This is a genomic window from Anaerotardibacter muris, assembly GCF_943192915.1.
Taxonomy (GTDB): Bacteria; Actinomycetota; Coriobacteriia; order Coriobacteriales; family Eggerthellaceae; genus Anaerotardibacter; species Anaerotardibacter muris.
This window is the reverse complement of the sequence record NZ_CALPCD010000005.1, coordinates 60,617-80,127: the sequence shown is the minus strand read 5'-3', so window position 1 is coordinate 80,127 and position 19,511 is coordinate 60,617. Positions and strand designations below refer to the sequence as shown.

13 protein-coding genes are annotated in these 19,511 nt (G+C 54.7%); all 13 read left to right on the top strand.

Annotation, left to right across the window (positions count from 1 at the left end):
• Positions 1-3 precede the first annotated feature (3 nt).
• The 13 genes from NFR25_RS05435 to purB all read left to right on the top strand — a co-directional run bounded on the left by NFR25_RS05435 (position 4) and on the right by purB (position 19,471).
• The gene (locus tag NFR25_RS05435) at positions 4-5,328 is read left to right on the top strand and encodes a SpaA isopeptide-forming pilin-related protein (protein WP_251198236.1); all 5,325 of its coding nucleotides are present in this window, start codon (positions 4-6) and stop codon (positions 5,326-5,328) included.
• Positions 5,329-5,444: 116 nt separating this feature from the next.
• A complete protein-coding gene (locus NFR25_RS05430; RefSeq protein WP_251198235.1) occupies positions 5,445-6,266 on the top strand; it encodes an Mrp/NBP35 family ATP-binding protein in 822 nt (273 codons plus the stop codon).
• 60 nt (positions 6,267-6,326) lie between these two features.
• Complete coding sequence (locus NFR25_RS05425) at positions 6,327-8,048, top strand: glucose-6-phosphate isomerase (protein ID WP_251198234.1); 1,722 nt, start codon at positions 6,327-6,329, stop codon at positions 8,046-8,048.
• 69 nt (positions 8,049-8,117) lie between these two features.
• On the top strand, positions 8,118-10,616 hold the full coding sequence (hypF, locus tag NFR25_RS05420; protein WP_251198233.1) for a carbamoyltransferase HypF: 2,499 nt from the start codon (positions 8,118-8,120) through the stop codon (positions 10,614-10,616).
• A 34-nt stretch (positions 10,617-10,650) separates the two neighbouring features.
• Positions 10,651-10,887 carry a HypC/HybG/HupF family hydrogenase formation chaperone gene (locus tag NFR25_RS05415; RefSeq protein WP_251198232.1) on the top strand — a complete coding sequence of 79 codons (237 nt, stop codon included), beginning with the start codon at positions 10,651-10,653 and terminating at the stop codon, positions 10,885-10,887.
• 2 nt (positions 10,888-10,889) lie between these two features.
• Positions 10,890-11,972: a hydrogenase formation protein HypD gene (hypD, locus tag NFR25_RS05410; protein ID WP_251198231.1), complete on the top strand. Its 1,083-nt coding sequence runs from the start codon at positions 10,890-10,892 to the stop codon at positions 11,970-11,972.
• A 130-nt stretch (positions 11,973-12,102) separates the two neighbouring features.
• Positions 12,103-12,597, top strand: coding sequence for a PH domain-containing protein (locus tag NFR25_RS05405; protein ID WP_251198230.1), 495 nt, complete (start codon positions 12,103-12,105; stop codon positions 12,595-12,597).
• Positions 12,598-12,600: 3 nt separating this feature from the next.
• Positions 12,601-14,604 carry a PH domain-containing protein gene (locus NFR25_RS05400; RefSeq protein WP_251198229.1) on the top strand — a complete coding sequence of 668 codons (2,004 nt, stop codon included), beginning with the start codon at positions 12,601-12,603 and terminating at the stop codon, positions 14,602-14,604.
• Positions 14,605-14,666: 62 nt separating this feature from the next.
• Entirely contained in the window at positions 14,667-15,365 is a 699-nt protein-coding gene (gene trhA / locus NFR25_RS05395; protein ID WP_251198228.1) for a PAQR family membrane homeostasis protein TrhA, read from the top strand.
• 283 nt (positions 15,366-15,648) lie between these two features.
• A complete protein-coding gene (locus NFR25_RS05390; protein WP_251198227.1) occupies positions 15,649-16,416 on the top strand; it encodes a septal ring lytic transglycosylase RlpA family protein in 768 nt (255 codons plus the stop codon).
• Positions 16,417-16,598: 182 nt separating this feature from the next.
• Entirely contained in the window at positions 16,599-17,258 is a 660-nt protein-coding gene (locus NFR25_RS05385; RefSeq protein WP_251198226.1) for a potassium channel family protein, read from the top strand.
• A 17-nt stretch (positions 17,259-17,275) separates the two neighbouring features.
• Complete coding sequence (locus NFR25_RS05380) at positions 17,276-17,947, top strand: potassium channel family protein (protein WP_251198225.1); 672 nt, start codon at positions 17,276-17,278, stop codon at positions 17,945-17,947.
• A gap of 180 nt (positions 17,948-18,127) precedes the next feature.
• Positions 18,128-19,471 carry an adenylosuccinate lyase gene (gene purB, locus NFR25_RS05375; protein ID WP_251198224.1) on the top strand — a complete coding sequence of 448 codons (1,344 nt, stop codon included), beginning with the start codon at positions 18,128-18,130 and terminating at the stop codon, positions 19,469-19,471.
• Positions 19,472-19,511: the final 40 nt, after the last annotated feature.

Below are 19,511 nucleotides of genomic sequence, written 5' to 3'. Positions count from 1 at the left end.
CACATGTCTAAGTTGAAAGAAAAGTTCTCTGAAAACAAGAAGCTTATGCGTTGGGCAAGCATTGCGTTTGCCGTCGCATTGGCTGTGACAGTGCTTCCATACATCTATGCATGGGGCGAAGGCGGCGGAGATCCCGTCCTTGATGAGACTATCCCAGAGGCTGTACCCATCACTCAGGCCGAACTGAGCGATGAGCCAGAAGCGGAAGAGCCGATCGTTGCAGAAGAGGTCCAGGCGGCCGAGGAAGTTGCTGATGAAGGCCTCGAGGAAGCTGTAGTCAATGAAGAAGCTGCTGGCATTGTAACGATGAGCAATGATCCAGATTGGATCAAAGTAGGCGGCGGAGCTACGGTTACCTTTAATCCTGCGGACGATCCCAATGCGCTCGAAGCAACCGTAGAAGGCAACGGCACCATTGATCGACTCTATCTTGGCAGTCCCACTGATTACAACGAGATTCAAAAGACTTATAAGCTCACCATCAATGGTGACTTAACAGGCAAGATCGTGGTTCCGAACCATGTTACGCTCATTTTGAATGGTAACGGTACTCTTCGCGGCAATGATGGTAGTGTTATCGATGTCAAAGGCTACAAGAGCAAGCTCATCCTCAACGAAGATCTTAAAGTTAATGACACGAAAGGCAACACCGAGCGTAACAGTGATGGTTCTTTGAAGAATAAGGGCCTCACGATCACGGGTGGTACAGGCTCGCCTATTTGGATGACAGATACCTCAAACAGTCAAACGAAATGCCCTGTTGCGCTTTCTTCGTTGGCTGGTGGCGGCATCCATGTCGAGCGTACCAAGATATCCCAACAGAACGATGGTGCTCCGTCTCTTATCATGTACGGTGGAACGATCGACAATAATACCGCAGATGTTGGTGGTGGTATTTACGTTGACCGTCAATGTCATTTCAAGATGTACGGTGGTACCGTCTCGAACAACACCGCTGAAAAGTACGAAGGCGGTGGCATCTACACGGCTTCGCCTGATGCGGTTATCAATGGCGGCAATATCAAGCACAACACTTCCAAGACCTCTACAGAATGGGGCGGCGGCGGTCTCTTCATCGAATCCAAGGGTAAAGTGACCATCTCAACGGTTGCGGTTACTTCGAACACCGCGGGTGGTCTTGGTGGCGGCGTTGCAGGTTGTCCCCATGCTCATATTTCCATGGGTCAGGTGACAGAAGGCGCTGCGATCTATGGCAATACCGCGAAGAAGAACGGCATGGGCGGCTCTATTGGGCGTCCACAGAATGCGGGTCTTTACGCTTTGACATCAGAGAGTAAGTTCCCTTCAGGGGGTAATGCAAATAGCAGCACCGCAACGATCGATCAGAATGTTCTGAAATATCCAAAGGATGGCATCACGGTCTCGGGCGATGTTTATGCGTACAGTGATACGTTCGCCAATGCAGCATTTACCGCCGATCAAGCAAGCGATTTCTATTGCACGTTGTCAAGTATCGTCTTCGGTCAGACTGTAAGCGGCAATATCGATTCCAGCAAGACGGCTTGGACGGGCATCTACGCAGGTCCTGATGCGAAGAAGGGCGCTTCCGTCACGATCAACGAAGGACAGACGTGGGCGGAAGGTCTGTATTCTCTCGGTCTGAAGGCTACAGCGAACCCAGGCTATGTTGAACGCGATCTTATGATCACGGACAATACAAGCTATACCCATGGTGGCGGCATCGGCTGTAACGGCCAGCTTGAAATTGGTAACCTTACCGACAGGACGGTAGAGAATTACGGTTTCGAGGTCGAGTTCACTAAGGTGCTCAACTTCCAGAAGGCCGACGGTACGACCGAGAATGTCATCAAGGACTATGCTCAGCAGGGCAAGAAGTTCACCTTTAATCTTTATGGTTCTAACGCTGACGGCACGATCGATGAAAGCAAAGTAGTTGCAACTGCAACGAATGATGCAAATGGCAAGATCGTCTTCAAGGTCAAGGATAAAGCCTACGCTGAAACTGGTACCTATACTTTCTATGCAAAAGAAGTTGCGACGGATGATATTCCGAGCAATATCACTAAAGACAATAGCGCTTTGAAGGTGAAGGTACAGGTCGTTAAGACTACCACTACTGCTGTGGTGGGTAGCCTTAAAGTTACCTCAAGCAATTCGCTGGTCCCAGAAGATGGGATCACGTATGGTGATGACGGCGTAGATAACGACGCCCAACAGAAGGTCTTCACTAACCAGGTGGAAGAAAAGCACGAAGATGCTCTCGAGGGTTCTGGCGAACTAGTTCTTACCAAGAACTATGTTGATGCAGAAGGTAATCCGATCTTGAGCAATGACAAGGTTGCTCTGGAAGACAAGACCTTCGAATTTAAGATGTATCGCGCAGACAACGAAGGCAAGATCGATGATTCAGAGCCCATCGCGGTAGCCTCCAACGATGCGAACGGCAACATCACGTTCAAGTTCGAGAACACGAATGCAAAGATCGATGAGCCGATCGCTTCTTCTGATGAAGGCAAGCAGAACACTGTTCTGGTAAACATGTTCCCCGATGGTGTGAACACTACTGAAAAAGAGATCACGGTTTTCGTACGAGAGACGAAGAAGGATGTCGAAGGCTCTCAGACCACCTATGATGAAGCCGATCACAAGATAACGCTCAAATTCACGGTTTCTAAGTCTGATCCCGTGTGGAACAACGACAAGCTCAATCCAGTCTACAAGACCACCTATACAGCTGCTTTGACCGAGGACAACATCACGTTCGATGAGAACGGTGGCGTATTTACGAATACTGTTTGGCCGAATGAAGCAGCAGAGTTTGAAGGTGCAGGAGAGCTGGTCTTCACCAAGGCGTACCTGAACGGCAACAACGATGACATCATGAACGATGATGCTGTTACTGACTTGTCCAAGACCTTCACTTTTGAGATGTATGCTCCTGGTAAGGGCTTGTTTGGCGGCCAGACCGAACCTGGACAGGATGCTGAACCCATCGCGGTAGCCTCCAACGACGCGAACGGCAACATCACGTTCAAGTTCGAGAACACGAATGCAAAGATCGACGAGCCGATCGCTTCTTCTGATGAAGGCAAGCAGAACACCGTTCTGGTCAATATGTTCCCAGAGGACATGAACGCGGATTCGCTGGAGCGTACGGTAACTGTTTACGTCAAGGAGAAGATCGACGAAGACGGTCATCCGCAGACCACCTTCGATGAAGCTTGGCATAAAGTCGAGCTCACCTTCACTGTTGACAAGAAGGTAAGGTTTGAAGGCGATACGCTTACCCCAACCCGCATTACTACCTATGTTGCTTCTTTGAGTGGTGACGATGTTGCGGATAATGTCCAAAATGGTGGAGTCTTTGAGAACGAATATCACCCCAGCGGCTCGTTCAATGTCAACGCGACCAAGACCTACTATGGCAATACCGCAGACGCAACAGGTAAGTTCAACTTCAGCATGGTTGGTATCGCCGCTCCTGAGAATGGCAAAGTTAACACCGATAAGACCTTGAACGACATGGCCGTATATACAGCCCAGAACGCTGCTTTCCCAGCCGGAAGCAACCAGGCTGGCATCGAGTTCAAAGACATTACGTTCACTGAACCTGGCGATTATTGGTTCATGGTCGGCGAAGATGATGTCGCAGGCGTTGTGACTGATAAGCGCGTGTATGTGATCAAGGTCACGGCTAATGTGTCCGCTGATGGTATGAGCTTGGTTCCCGCAATTACTGAAATGTATTATGCGGAGGGCATCACTAAGGAAGACAACTGGCCGTTCGGTTCGTCCGAATACCTTGAGCTCAAGCAGCTCAATGAAGTTGATGGTCAGCTTCCTACCATGGAATTCAGCAACTTTGATAACGCCATGAACCTTTATGGCTACGCGATCAATGCGGCATCTGAAGAGCCGATCGAGGAAGAATGCTTCGTTGACCCGAAGATCATCAAGAACCTCGAAGGCCGTTCGCTCACCGAGGGCGAGTTTAACTTCAAACTCATTCAGCTTGATGGCGATGCCGATCATCAGCCTGACTGGTCGGCAACCCAGGGTCCGGTTATCTCCGAGACTTCCAATGACCGCTATGGCATGGTCGACTTCGACAAGGCGAACAACGTCAGCGGCGACTGGGAGAACCCAAGCTGTCTGCTCTATACCGCACCTGGCACCTACTACTATCGTGTGGTCGAAGCTAACGAGTCTACCGATCCTTCGGTCGAATACTCCCAGCAGATCATCACCTTCACCACAGTGATCGAGCGTATCGATGGACATCTGGTTTGCACCGATATGTACTATGGCCACGTTGAAGACGGCGTGAATGTTCGCTATGAAGAGTCCGCTGACGCGAACTGGCATCCGGACATGACCAACTACGCTAAGGGCATGGACCTGCAGGTTCGCAAGACCAGCGCACTTGATCGCAATAACGGTCTTGAAGGCGCGACCTATGGCCTCTATGCGGTCAACGATGGCGCTCAGGCAGACATCTTCATGCAGGAGGCAACCTCCGATGCAGATGGTTGGATCACTTTCGAGGACGTAAGCCTGAAGACTGGTACGCTGTACTACTTCAAGGAGCGCGAGGCTCCGGCGGGTCATACCGTAAGCGAGTTCCGCAGCGCCTACTTCTACCTGACCGAGGACAACACGGCTCCTAACGGATACGTGATGAACTACACCGATGACAAGATCGACCTGGGCGTCCAGGCTGAAGAATCGGCGATCATGGTCATGTCTGAAGACGACGGCATCTCTACTCAGAGCGATAACGCTCCTGTTGGTCCGCTGTCCGACGACGGCGACATCCTACTGACCTTCGCGCGCGATGGTGGTGTCTATGACGAAGCCACCACGGTCGACATCAACAAGCTCGACACGCGCACCCATGAATGGGTCGAAGGTGCTGCACTGCAGATCATCGAGAAGAACAGCGGCACCGTGGTAGACAGCTGGGTCTCTGGAAAGGCTCCTGAAAAGCTGCAGGGCAAGTTGAACGTTGATACGGTCTACATCCTGCGCGAAGCTGAGGCTCCAGAAGGCTATTCGAAGGCTGACGATGTCGAGTTCAAGATCGGCCAGTATGGCGCGGTCGAGATCTTGAGCGGCTCCAGCAATGGTAACGCCGACATCAACGGCGAGACCATCACGCTCTACGACACCATGCTCGATGGCGAAAACGTGCTCACGGAATATCGTGAGGTGCCTGAAGATGGCGATGGCAGCTTCCTGGCGAAGACTGGCGACATCCTGAAGATCGCAGGCATCGTGATCCTGGCGATCGCAGCAATTTGCGGCATCGTGTTCGCACTCCGCCGCCGCAGCAAGGGTCAGGCATAAGCCAGATCAAGCGTAGCGGCCAGTCCGCACTACAAGTTAAAGGGCTTCGGGATTGTTCCCGAGGCCCTTTCTTTGCGATAATGCTTGTTCAGACAGGATTGGATTAAGGAATCAACATGAGTGAAGAATGCAACGATAGCTGTAAGGCATGCGGGAAAGATTGCGGGGAGCGTCGCGAACCACAGAGCTTCCTAGAAGCGCAGAACCCAGCTTCGAATGTGAAGCGAGTGATCGGTATCGTCAGTGGCAAGGGCGGCGTGGGTAAGTCGCTCGTCACCTCGTTGCTGGCTGCAGCGCTGGCGCGCCAAGGCAAGCGCGTGGGCATCATGGATGCGGATATCACTGGTCCTTCCATCCCGCGTATGTTCGGCATTCAAGACAAAGCGCAGGGCAGCCCCGATGGTCTGCTACCAGCGGTGGCGGCTGACGGCACCAAGATCATCTCCACCAATTTGCTGCTCGAAAACGAGACCGATCCCGTTATCTGGCGCGGTCCCATGATCGCTGGCGTGGTGAAGCAATTCTGGACCGATGTAGTATGGGGTGAGCTGGACTACCTGCTGGTGGACATGCCCCCGGGCACCGGCGACGTGCCCCTAACGGTCTTCCAATCGCTGCCCGTTGACGGCATCGTGGTGGTTACTTCTCCGCAAGAGATCGTGGGCATGATCGTGGGCAAAGCGGTGAACATGGCACATTCACTGAACATTCCTGTGCTCGGCCTTGTCGAGAACATGGCCTATTTCGTGTGCCCGAACTGCGACGAGCGTCACTACATCTTTGGCGAGAGCCAGGTGGACATCTTGGCGCAGGAATACTCCATCGCAGCCACTGCACAGATTCCCACGAACCCCAATATCGCGGCGCTCTGCGACGCAGGCCATGTGGACGAAGTGGAATCTCCATGGCTTCAGAACATCGTCGTCGCCATCGCGTAGCCTCGCTGCACCATCTTCGGTAAAATGAGGCAAGCTTCTTAAACCGTAAAAGTAGGGACTATGATCAATTTTGATGCGATCGAGCCGGGTCCTTCCGCCCAGACGCTCATCGACAAGAATGTGGCGAGCCGCATCCGCCAAAAGGACAGCGCGCTCTATAACTTCTCAGAAAACGCGCAGCTCTTCGCGCGTGAATTCATGGGTTGGACCACGCTGGCAAGCGAACCGCCGCTGCCGCTGGTAGAGATCCAGAACTTCGCCGATTCGCTCATCGCGCGTGGCCTACAGACCGTTGTGCTCATCGGCCAGGGTGGATCGACCCAAGCGCCCATGACCATGACCAAATACAACAAGGCGGACTCTTCGTTCATGTCCTTCAAGACACTCGACTCGGTCTCGCCTGTGCGCGTGCGCGCTATCATGGCTGAATGTGACCCAAGGACCACGCTGGTCATCCATTCGTCCAAGTCGGGTGGCACCATCGAGCCGCAGACCATCATGGAAGCGGTCATCGCTATCCTGCGCGAGCAGCTGCCTGAAGACGAGGTGTTCAACCACCTTGTGGCCATCACCGATCCTGGTTCCGACCTGGAAAAACGTGCGAAAGAAGAAGGCTGGCTGCGTGTCTTTTCTGGCGAAGAGAGCGTGGGAGGCCGCTATTCGGCGCTCTCTATCTTCGGCTTGTTGCCAGCAGCGCTCGCGGGCATCAATCTGAATGCGCTCATGAAAAGTGCTGCTCAGGCCGAAGAGCTCTGCAGTACCGACAGCCTGGATAACCCTGCGCTCATGCTGGCATCGTTCTTGTACGACAACTACACCACCGGACGCAACAAGTTCTCATTCCTTTCGCCCAAGCGCGGTCGTGTTCTGGGCCTGTGGATCGAACAGTTGGTAGCAGAAAGCCTGGGTAAAGAAGGCCAAGGTATCTTGCCGAACATCGAGACCGACTCGCTCACCTTGAGCGAAGACGCAGGTGATCGCAGCGTTATCGTTTACGAGACCAAGACCGACCTTTGGGACGAACGTGCGAACTATTTTCAGTCGCTGCAATATATCAGCCCCAGCATCCCGCAGATGACCTTCAAGGTTGAAAACGTCATCGACCTGGCGGGACACTTCGTCATGTGGGAATACGCTATCGCTATGGTGGGTTACCTGATGCAGATCTGCCCCTTTGACCAGCCCGACGTTCAGGTGGCGAAGACCGAGGTGCTGCGCATCTTGGCTGAAGGCGGCGAAGAGCCCTGCTTTGTGCAGAACGGTCTTTCAGGCGTGCCCATTGGCGAAATAGAGGTCTACGTATCCGAAGCGCTCATGCCTGATCTGCTTGAAGAATCGGTCGCGGGTGCGCTCTCAGCATTGTGCCGCAGCATCCATCCAGGTGACTACTTCTCGCTCAATGCGTTCCTTCCCTTCACGGGTGAGGGTCGTCGCGAAGCGCTCGAGCAGATCCGCCATAGCGTGGCAGAAAAATGCGGCGTGGCTTCGTGCTTGGAGATCGGGCCGCGCTACCTGCATTCAACAGGTCAGCTGCACAAGGGCGGTCAGAACAATGGTGTGTTCTTGATCCTGTCGGCGAACGAACCACGCGATATGCCCGTGGAGAACGCTCGTGCACGCAGCTTGGGAGAGCTGGAAAAGGCCCAGGCCATGGGCGATTTCGCTATTCTTTCAGCCCGCGGTAGGCGTTGCGTTCATCTGCACTTGCCCAATCATTCAGCGGTCACGCTGCGTTTACTCTCCAAGGGTCTGCGCAACGTGGTCGATCGCGTTACCGAATAAGCGGCGCAGTCTGTGTTGCCGCGTTTGCGAAGCAACTTTCGAGTCAATACTGAAAGCGGAGTAGATGCCATGGAGCAGAAGATCGAAGCGCTCGACATACAAGTGAACGGAGTTGTGCAAGGGGTCGGCTTTCGACCCTTTGTGTATCGTTGCGCCCATGAACTGGGGCTTGCTGGATGGGTGCTGAATGCGCTCGATGGCGTATCCATTCATGCGGAAGGCACCGAGCAAGCGCTCGACCTGTTCGTTATCATGCTCTCGGAAAAGGCCCCCGAAGCTGCGCACGTGAAAGAGATCGAGCTCCACGAAGCGCCAGTCGAAGGCTTCGAGTCCTTCGAGATTCGCTTTTCCGATCAAGTGGATGCTGGTCGCACCACGCTGGTCTCGCCCGACCTGGCAACCTGTGATGAATGCGTGAAAGAGCTGTTCGACTCTGAAGATCGCCGCTATCATTACCCATTCATCAACTGCACAAACTGCGGTCCGCGTTTTACGATCATCGATGATCTGCCCTATGATCGCGCGCGAACCTCAATGAAGGATTTCACTATGGACGAACCCTGCCAGACTGAATACGACGACCCGATGGATCGTCGCTTCCATGCTCAGCCGAATGCCTGCTTCAATTGTGGCCCGCGCTTGGGCTGGATCGATGCAGTGGGCATGTTGCCCGATGAAGTGCAAGCGCTCACGCTCGATGATGCGGAATGGGCTTTCACGTCAGACGAATCCGACCAATTTATCGCCGATTGCGTTGCGCTGTTGAAAGCGGGCAAGATCGTGGCGGTGAAGGGTTTGGGTGGATATCACCTGGTATGTGATGCGTCTAACCCTGAAACGCTGGCTACGCTGCGGCAACGCAAGCAGCGCTATGGCAAAGCCTTTGCGGTCATGGCGGCATCGGTCGACCAGGCACGCGAATACGTGGAAGTGAGCGAAGCGGAGGCTAAGCAATTGGAATCTGCTGTGCGTCCTATTGTGTTGCTGCGCAAGCGCGCAGGTGTTGATCTGGCCATGGGGTTGGCCGATGACCTACCTGAGCTGGGTGTGATGCTCCCCGCAACGCCCGTGCAGCATCTGCTGGCGCGCGCGTTCGGTGGCTTGTTGGTGATGACCTCAGGCAACGTTCATGACGACCCGATCGTCATCGAAGAGCATGAAGCCTTCACGCAGCTTGCGGGCATTGCGGATGCGTTCTTGATCAATAACCGCGCCATCGTCGAGCGCTTCGATGATTCGGTGGTGCGCGTGCTGGAGCCCGTGGGCGTGGACCCTGTGGTGCAGGTCATCCGCCGTGCACGTGGCATGGCACCTTCGCCGCTGAAGCTACCTGCGGTAGTAGCGGGCGAGGACAAACCTCAGTTGCTTGCAGTAGGTTCTGAATTGAAGAACACCTTCACCATCACCCGTGGCGCCGAAGCATTCGTTTCCCAGCACTTGGGCGATATGGAGCACGTGGCGGCCTACGATAACTGGCTGGCCACCAAAGATCTGTATGAGAAGCTGTTCCATCTGGAGCCTGCTAAGCTCGCATGTGACCTGCATCCTGAATACGTGTTGAGCAAGTGGGCGCGCAACCAGGCGAACAGCCAAGAGCTGCCGCTCATTGAAGTGCAGCATCATCATGCGCACGTGGTTTCTGCTATGGCGGAAAACGAACTCGAAGGTCCTGTTTGCGGTATCGCCTTCGATGGCACGGGCTATGGCATGGACGGCGCTATTTGGGGTGGTGAAGTGCTGCTCTCGAACCTGCAAACGTTCGAGCGATTCGCCAATGTGGCATACTTCCCGCTGCCAGGCGGAGCGCAAGCTATCCACCATACCGATCGCTGCGCATTCGGTGTGCTGTGGTCTTTCGATCTGCTGGAACACCCCTATGCGCAGAAGTTCTTCGCGGACAAGCAGCAAGAGGTGGAGGTCATGACCAAGATGATCGAAGGCGGGATCAATACGCCCTATACCTCGTCAATGGGGCGCCTGTTCGATGCCGCTTCCGCGCTGCTGGGTATCTGCAACGAGCCTCGCTACGAAGGCGAAGGCGCGATCTTGCTCGAGGCGGAAGTGAATGAGGGTTTTGGCCCGAATGCGGCGGCTGACGTGAGCAACGCACGTGCTGCTGCCATTCAAGCAGGCACGACCCAATCGGGTAATGCTACGGCTGAATTAGTCGATCCTGAATCCGTGCGCTACCAATTCAACTTGCTGAAGAACACTGCCACCGAGCAGAGCACCGCACAAGACACATCGGTGTTGCTCTTCGACCCTGAACCAGTCTTCCAGGCATTGCTCGACGATCTTGAGGCAGGCGTGGACAAGCCCCTTATCGCGCGCCGTTTCCATGAAGCGGTGGTTGCCGCGGTCCTTACGCTAGCCGAGGCTGTTCGTTCGCTCTATGACATCAACATCGTGGTGCTTTCTGGTGGAGTTTTCATGAACCGCTACCTGATGGAACGTGTTTTATGTGAATTGCAGGAAGCTGGGTTTACCATTGCCCTTAACCGCGAGCTGCCGCCTAACGATGCTTGCGTTTCGTACGGCCAGGCTGTGATAGGATTGCACTCGAATTAAGAGGTCGCACTTCGACCGAAATGGAGATCGCATCATGTGTTTAGCTATCCCTGCTCAAGTTAAAGAGATTGGCGAGAACAACCTTGCCACCGTTGATATCCTAGGCGTTACGCGCGAGATTTCGCTCGACCTTACCCCTCAGGCTGAAGTGGGTAGTTTCGTGCTCGTGCACGCGGGCTTTGCCATCGAAGTGGTGGACGAGCAGTTCGCTCAAGAAACGCTCGACCTGATCAAGCAATTCCCTGAATTAGCTGACCTAGAGAGCGCCTAGTCATGACCTTGGACCTTACGGCTTTCAAAGACCCTGCGTTGGCGAAGGGTCTGATCCATTCTATCGACACGTGGGCGCCCGAACACGCCACTCTCATGGAAGTGTGCGGTACCCATACGGTTGCTATCGCGCGCAATGGCTTGCGTTCCATGATGCCTGAAGGCACGCAGTTGGTATCGGGCCCTGGTTGTCCGGTCTGCGTTACTGCGAACAAGGACATCGACACGGTCATCGCGCTCTCGCGCATTCCTAACGTGATGATCGCCACCTTCGGTGACATGACGCGCGTGCCTGGTTCTACCTCTAGCTTGCTGAAAGAACAGGCCGAAGGCCGCTCCATCAATATCGTCTATTCTCCACTCGATGCCCTAAAGCTTGCGCAGGAAAACCCCGATAAAGAAGTGGTCTTCGTAGGCGTTGGCTTCGAGACCACCACGCCGCTCGTGGCCATGGCCATCCAGCGCGCGAAGGCCTTAGGCTTGAAGAACTTCTCGGTGTTCGTGGCGCACAAGAACATGCCCAATGCACTCGAAGTTATCGTTTCCGACCCAGCGCTGAAGGTCGATGCGCTCATCTTGCCAGGCCACGTGAGCACCATCATCGGTACGAAACCGTATGAGTTCCTGGCTGAGAAGTACGGCATCCCAGGTGTTGTTACGGGCTTTGAGCCAGTGGACGTGCTCCAGGGTGTTGCTATGATCATGCGTCAGCTGCACGAAGGCCGCGCCCAGATCGAGATTGCTTATTCCCGCGGCGTTATGCGCGAAGGTAATCCTATTGCGCTGGCAGCCATCGATGAAGTGTTCGACACCATTGATGCCGATTGGCGAGGGCTGGGCGTCATCCCCGATTCCGGCTACGCTATTCGCGATGAATATGCGCAGTTCGATGCGGTGAAGCGCTTCGATCCTGAAGTCGAACCTACGGTGAATCCCAAAGGTTGCCGCTGTGGCGATGTTCTTCGTGGCGTGATGGCTCCCGATCAGTGTCCTCTGTTCCGCAAGGTCTGTACGCCTGAAAACCCTGTTGGTCCCTGCATGGTGTCTTCCGAAGGCTCTTGCGCCGCCTATTATCGCTACTACTAACGGGGACAGGCTCAGAATCTTGTTTGACCATTTGAACCTGTCCCCAAAGTGTCCCGGACAGAAATGAACCCGTCCCCGGTCTACGGTATAATCGCTCCATGTTCAAATCGTAATGCCGCAGGAGGCCTTCATGGAAGTGACGCAAGGACAACAACTCGATCCACGCATCAAGCGCGTGTGGCGCATCAGCGACACCATCGTGCTCACGCTCATCTTCCTGGCTGTGCTGTTCGTTCCAGCGATCATCTTTCTGGTCGACGATGCAGCCGAAGACGTAGCTGGCGTGCTGTGCCTGGTGGTCTTTCTGCTCTATATCGTTTCACTGTTGGTGTTTTGGTTCGTCATCACACCGCTGCGTTATATCCGTTGGCGCTACCAACTTTCGCAAGATTTCCTTGATATCGTGCGCGGCATCATCGTTCACAAGCACACGGTCGTCCCGTTCATTCGCGTACAGAATACCGACACGCGTCAGGGGCCATTGCTGCGCATGATGGGCCTGGCATCAGTGACCATATCTACCGCCGCAGGCTCTATGGAGATCCCTGGTTTGCCCACCGCAGAGGCCGAGAAGCTGCGCGATCAAGCGGCTGAATTCGCACGTATCGCAAAAGAGGACGTGTAAGCGATGAATGCCGAATATCCCGAACCCACGGGCGCCCCGGTCATTCCAGCACAGCCCGTTCAGCAGACCGCGCCTGGTGATGCAAGAATTTCCAGTGATATCAACGTTGCTGGTAATGCCATTGCTGTCAGTGACGACATTGCTGCCAGCAATGCCAGCAATGCTAGCGATGCCAGTGTTCCCAATGTTCCCGGTGCTGCGCCCACCGACCCTGTGAAGCATCGGCTGAATTCGAGCTATATTTGGCTTGGAGCCATCCGCGTGCTGCCCTATATCCTCATCGCCATCCTGGTTTCCGCAGGTGATTCGCTCTACGAGCTCATCACCGATTCGCGCCTAGCGGGTTATGGGCTTATCGTTGGCATCATCATCGTTGTCACGCTCATCGTAGCCATGGGTATAGCCATGTTGGCGCGCTTCATCAGCTACAAATACATTTGGTATGAATACACCAACGACGAATTCAGCTTCTTTTCTGGCATCATCTCGAAGAAGCGCGTGCATATCCCGTATACGCGCATCCAGTCGGTGAATCAGCGCGCCAGTCTGCTCCAGCGCATCGTAGGGGTGTGCACGGTCAGCATCGAGACCGCGGGCGGTGCCGAGAACAAGGCAGTCATGTTGCCCTACATCGAAAGATCCGCAGCTGAAGCCTTGCGCAAAGAGCTCTTCACCCGCAAGCAGCTCGCTCAACTGGGACAAAATGGGGACAGGTCCCAAACTGTCCGGGACACTTTGGGGACAGGCCAGAACCCGGAGGCACCGAACACCAACCTGAATGCACTCGAAGCTCCTGCGCAAATCGCGAATGATTTCCGTGGCGTGTTCGGCGGCGATGCCATCGATACTGGCCAGGTCACTTATGAATACGGCCTCTCCAACAAGGAATTAGTGCTTTCGGCTATCACGGGTAGAACTTCGTTCGGTATCATCCTGGCTTCTATCATCGCTGGTCTTACCACGCTCATTTCATGTGCGAGCTTTCTCTTCGGCACCACGGAAGATCAGATCTACGATGCAGCATTCAGCCTGATCAGCTACATCCCTACGTCCTGGCTCGTAGGTGCGGTAACCAGCCTGGTCGGCCTCTTCATCGCTATCATGGTCGTCGCGTGGCTCATTACCGTTGCCAGCACCTGCCTTTCATATGGCGGCTTCCGCGCTCGACGCAGGGGAGCGCGCATCGAGACCGAATACGGCATCATCAACCATAATTTCAACGGCATCGATATCGACCGCATCCAGTCGGTCGAGATCAGCCAATCGTTCTTCCAGCGTTTGCTGAAGTCCTGCACCATTTCGCTCGCGCGTGTTGCCAGCGCCGTGCAAGATTCTTCCCCTGAATCCAAGAACGTTTCCCATGCGAAGCTTGTCGTACATCCCTTCGTGAAGGTCGATCGCGTGAACGATATCTTGGCGAACCTGCTTCCTGAATGGGAGAACCTGCCCGCGTCCACTCAAAAGCTTCCTACACGTGCGACCCGTCGCGCCATCGTGCGCCGTGCGATCTTGCAAGGTGGCGGATTTTGGTTGGCTATCATCACCTTCATCACCATGTCCATCCTTGCGTTGCCGCTCCAGTTCGATCTGCTCGATCCTTCCGAGGTCACATCATTCATGGGAGTCTATGTGGTACTCGAGATCGCTGCGCGCATCTTATACGCGTTGTGCCTGTTGCTGATCATCCTGGACATCATCGGGGCCATCTTGTGGCGCCGTGGTTCGGGCTTTGGTTACGACCAGTCATTCGTCACCATCACGAACAGCGGCTTCAGCACCGATCGCACTATCATGCCGCGAGGAAAGCTCCAGATGGCTGAGCTGCGTACGAATCCGCTGCAACGTCACAAGCGTCTTATCACCATCATCGCTATCACGGCGGCAGGGGTGGGTAATTCCGCAACGCGCCTCATAGACGTAGAAGAAGCCGATGCGCAGGCGTGGTTCGCCTGGTGTCACCCTGGTGGTAACAAAACAGCCGCACCGAGCGATAATCCGCTACAGTAGAAGGCCCCAAGACCCGAGAGCGGCCCTTATCCTAGGTGCCCGCTTCCAGAAAAGGAACGCCCATGGCCGCCATAGTAGCAAGGTTCCCTTCCGCAAGCGAACAACACGCCGAAGCTGAAAAGAGGAAGAAGCGCGACTATTCTGTCGGCGAAGAGGTCTTCAATGTGGTCACCCATGGCGTGGGTGCATTGCTTGCCATCGCAACCATTCCGCTCTGCGTGGTGCGTGCGGTGAATCATGGTGCCGGCATCGTGCTTGCGGCCGCGCTCATCTACTCCATCACCATGGTGATCGAATACCTTATGTCCACGCTTTATCACGCCATCGCTGCACCCAGAGCGAAGAAGGTCTTTCGCATCTTGGACCATTGCGGTATCTACCTCTATATTGCTGGATGCTATACGCCGTTTTGCCTTCTGACCTTGATTGATAGCAACGGTATTCCTTTATGTGCCTTCGTTTGGGCTGTGGCCATCGCGGGTATCATCGCCGAAGCATTCTGGGTAGGCCGTCCGCGCTGGATATCTGCGGTGCTCTATCTGTTGCAGGGCTGGGCAGTAGCCGTGTGCATCCCAGCGCTCTGGACGCTGCTCGACCCCGTGGGCTTTTGGCTGCTGGTGATCGGCGGCGTGTGCTACACCATCGGAGCTGTGTTCTATGTCTTCACGAAGAAGAAGAGATTCATGCACTCGGTCTTCCATATTTGGGTGCTGGCAGGATCCATCTTCCAGTTCTTCGCCATCTTCTTGTTCGTGCTCTGATCCAGGATCCGTGCCCTTCAATTTGCTCTTCATTTGGCCTCCAGCAGGCAGTGTTCGTACAGGAAATCCATGCTAGCCTGCTGTTATAGCAGGGGTGTGTGCAACGCGTGTGCGCACCGACCGTTTACGGTGTTCCACAGTTGCTCTCAGAGATGGCTAAAGCTATAATTTGAAGACGCTCTTAAAGCGTTCCATGCAGTAAAACGCACTTCAATCAAACTCAACTGCATAGTCTAAACGGGTTTCTTGCAAGGGTTTTCCGCTTGCAGGCCAAGGACCTGTTGTGTTTATTGGAGGATGTTTGGCTGTTGCCAACACACATAAAAGAAGCGGCAATTCTCGTGCTCGCTTCGCAAAGGGATTAGTAACGCTCATTGCTATTGCAGTCATCTCTTTGTTCGTTGTTAATCAAGCTCAAGGTTATGGTGAAGTGGATTCGTCCACGATCGGTATCGGTGCATCTCAGTCCACTAGCGCCACTGCCATCAACCCAGCCGATCGTTTGGGCGTGAAGGCTACCAACACCGATCCCTCCGAAGTTTCTGAAGCTCTCGAACCTTCCGATAGTGCTGAACGCTCTATTACCGTGAAGGACCCTGATCCAGTGCTCGCTGCGGTCGCGGTAGACTACACGAATCCTGAAGCCGTTGAGAAGGGCAGCCAGGTCTGCACGCTCGATCCGCTTCCCACGGCTCCGCGTCTTGCTCCTAACTTGAACGACGGCACCTGGTCTACGGGCATCGCTTCGGCTTACAGCGTTGCCACCAACGACGATGGTCGCGGCAACTTCGGCGTTTCCACCACTGCTTCAGGCCGTGGCATCAACGAAGGCAGCGTTACCGTAGCAGTTCCAGCAAGCCAGTCCTACTTGCTCGGTCGCGTTGTAGAGATCTGCTATGACAACAAGATCGTCATCGCAACGGTCACCGATACGGGCGGATTCGGCAAGTTCGGTCGTTGCCTCGACTTGGCTCCAGGCGTATACCATGCGCTGGGCTTCTCTTCCACCACCGATTGGGGCACGCGAACCATCCACTATCGTTTCCTCTAAGTAGGATCACGGCTTTAGAGCCGATAGCTATCAGGCTGCCGCGCCCACCCGCAACTCATTCGCACATTTCCAGACAAGCGCCCCTCTGGGCGTTTTCTGTTGTATGATGCAAAGACATGGTTCACGTGCGCAAAACGCACGCTTCAAGAATACCCGGCAAGAGCACGAAAGGGGTTAACGCTGTGAGCAATATCATCGTTGTAGGTTGCGGTCGCGTTGGATCCCGTCTTGCGCTCATGCTCTCCAACTACGATAACAACGTATGCGTGATCGACAAGGACCCGCATGCATTCGCCACGCTCGGCCGAGACTTCAATGGCGTCACGTTCGCAGGCGCTGGATACGACGAAGACATCTTGGTGAAGGCTGGCATCGAAGAATGCGACTTCCTTGCGGCGGTAACTCAGAGCGACAACGTGAATTTGATGGTGGTCGAGATCGCACGCCGTCTTTACGATGTGCCCAATGCCGTGGCGCGCCTCTACAACATGGGGCATGAACGCGCCTACCTACAACTTGGCATCGACTATGTGTGCGGCACGGCTCTGGTCGCTGAAGAGATCTTCTCGAAGATAACCTCAGGCCTGGGCGACCACATCACCACCCTTGGTGATTGCGAAGTGGTCCAGTTCGCGCTCGATCTGTCCCATAGTAGGTCGGACTCCATCAAGGTGAGCGAACTGGAGAAGCGTCATAAAGTGCGCGTATGCGCCTTCGAGCGCGCCGATGGCAACATCAGCTCCATTCCCACTCCCGATAGTGTTCTCTATCATGGCGATACGGTGCTCGTGGCAGTGCGTCATGGCATGATCCCCGAGATCGCGAAATACATGCAGAACTAGGAATCGCAGGTGGCATTATGTATTGCGTGATCGTTGGCGGCGGAAAGATCGGCGAATATCTGGCTCGTACGTTGCTCGGTGACGGTAACCGTGTGGCTATCGTTGACGAAGATGAGCAAACGGCAGCCCATCTTTCAGAGATACTTGAAGGCCCCGTACTGGTCATCCAGGGCGATGGCTGTGAAGTTACCATCCAAGAAGACGCAGGCGTTCAACAGGCCGATATCTTCGTTGCAGCAACAGGTCAAGACGAAGACAATCTTGCAGCATGCGAGATCGCTAAGCGAGTTTTTGGCATCGCCCGTACGCTCGCGCGCGTGAACGATCCCAAGAATCTGCGCATCTTCAGGCGTCTGGGCATCGAGAGCGTGTCTTCGACTGCCCTTATCGCGCGCATGATCCAGGAAGAGGCCATGATGGGCTCCATGTCCGTTGCAGTGGCCATGACCCACGACCAGATCGGCCTTATCGACATCACCGTGCCCACTATGCGCAACCACGATAACGATCAAGGCGTGTTGGCTGTTGATATCGAATTCGACGACGGCATTCGCCTGGTGGCTGTTTCTCATAATGACGACATCGAAGTAGTGCGCGACACCACGCGTATCTACCCTGGTGACCAGGTGATCGTCGCGGCCGACACCGACCTCATCGCTCAAGCGCGCTCCATCATCCGCTCCCTTTAGACGATCAGGAGGAGACGGGGCAAAAGCGTCCCAGACGATCGGGATACATCTACCTCCGCCCCCCCCTTCTAACGTTAGGACCGAACCTGTGAAGTCGTTCTATCGACGGCGCAACGCATCAGGTAGAATTGAATCAACTGCTGGAAGCGCCGCCGTGGCGCTCGCGCGAAAGGACTTTCGATGATCGGTCGCTACACCCGTCCAGAAATGGGCAAGATTTGGGAAATGGAAAACAAATTTGCCATCTGGAAAGAGATCGAGGTGCTTGCGTGCGAAGCCCAAGCTGAGCTCGGCCAATCTGGCATCACCAAAGAAGAAGCCCAATGGATCCGCGATCACGCAGACTTCACCGTTGAGCGTATCGACGAGATCGAGAAGGTCACGAACCACGACGTCATCGCTTTCACCACCTGCATGGCCGAATACATCGATGCCGACATCCCCGAAGGCTCAGAACCGCCTTCGCGCTGGGTCCATTACGGCATGACCTCCTCCGACCTGGGCGATACCGCGCTTTCCTACCAGATCACCCAGGCATGTGACATCATCATCGAAGACATCAAGCAGTTAGGCGAAACGTGCAAACGTCGCGCGTTCGAATTCAAAGACGTGTTGTGTGTTGGCCGCACCCATGGCATCCATGCTGAACCGATGACCTTCGGCATGAAATTCGGCAGCTGGGCTTGGGCGCTGAAGCGTGCGCTCACGCGTATGGAAGAAGCACGCGCAGTTGCTGCAACGGGCGCTATCTCTGGTGCTGTTGGAACTTACTCGAGCATCGACCCGTTCGTCGAGCAGTACGTGTGCGAAAAGCTCGGTCTTACCCCCGATCCGCTCTCTACCCAGGTGCTCGCACGCGACCGTCACGCTCAAGTGATGGCTGCGCTCGCTGTTACCGCTTCTACCCTCGAGTCCATTGCGATGCAGGTGCGCCTGCTGCAGCAATCCGATGTGATCGAAGCCGAAGAACCCTTCACGAAGGGCCAGAAGGGCTCTTCGGCAATGCCTCATAAGCGCAACCCTATCACCGCCGAGCGCGTGTGCGGTCTTGCGCGCGTTGTGAAGGCGAACGCTCAGGTAGCATTCGACGATGTGGCGCTTTGGTATGAACGTGACATCTCGCATTCTGGTGCGGAACGTGTTGCATTGGCAGATAGCTTCATCGCGTTGGATTATATGTTCGGCAAGATGCAGTGGATGCTCGATGGCTTGCAGACCTATCCCGCCAAGATGGAGCATAATCTGTGGCGCACCAAAGGCCTCATCTTCTCATCGAAGGTGCTGCTTGCGCTGGTAGACACTGGTATTTCGCGCGAAGATGCCTACGTTATCGTGCAGCGCAATGCTATGCAGGTGTGGGAAGATATCCAGAACGCTATCGATGGTCCTTCGTATCGCGAACGCCTCGAGGCTGATCCTGATGCGAACCTTTCGAAAGAAGTGCTCGACAAGATCTTCGATCCGTGGGATTTCCTCACGCGTAAGGATATCGTCTTCGATCGCTTGGAGTCGCTGGAGTTCTAGTTAGCTCTGCAACCACGGCGAGAAGAGTCAGGTGCCAGTG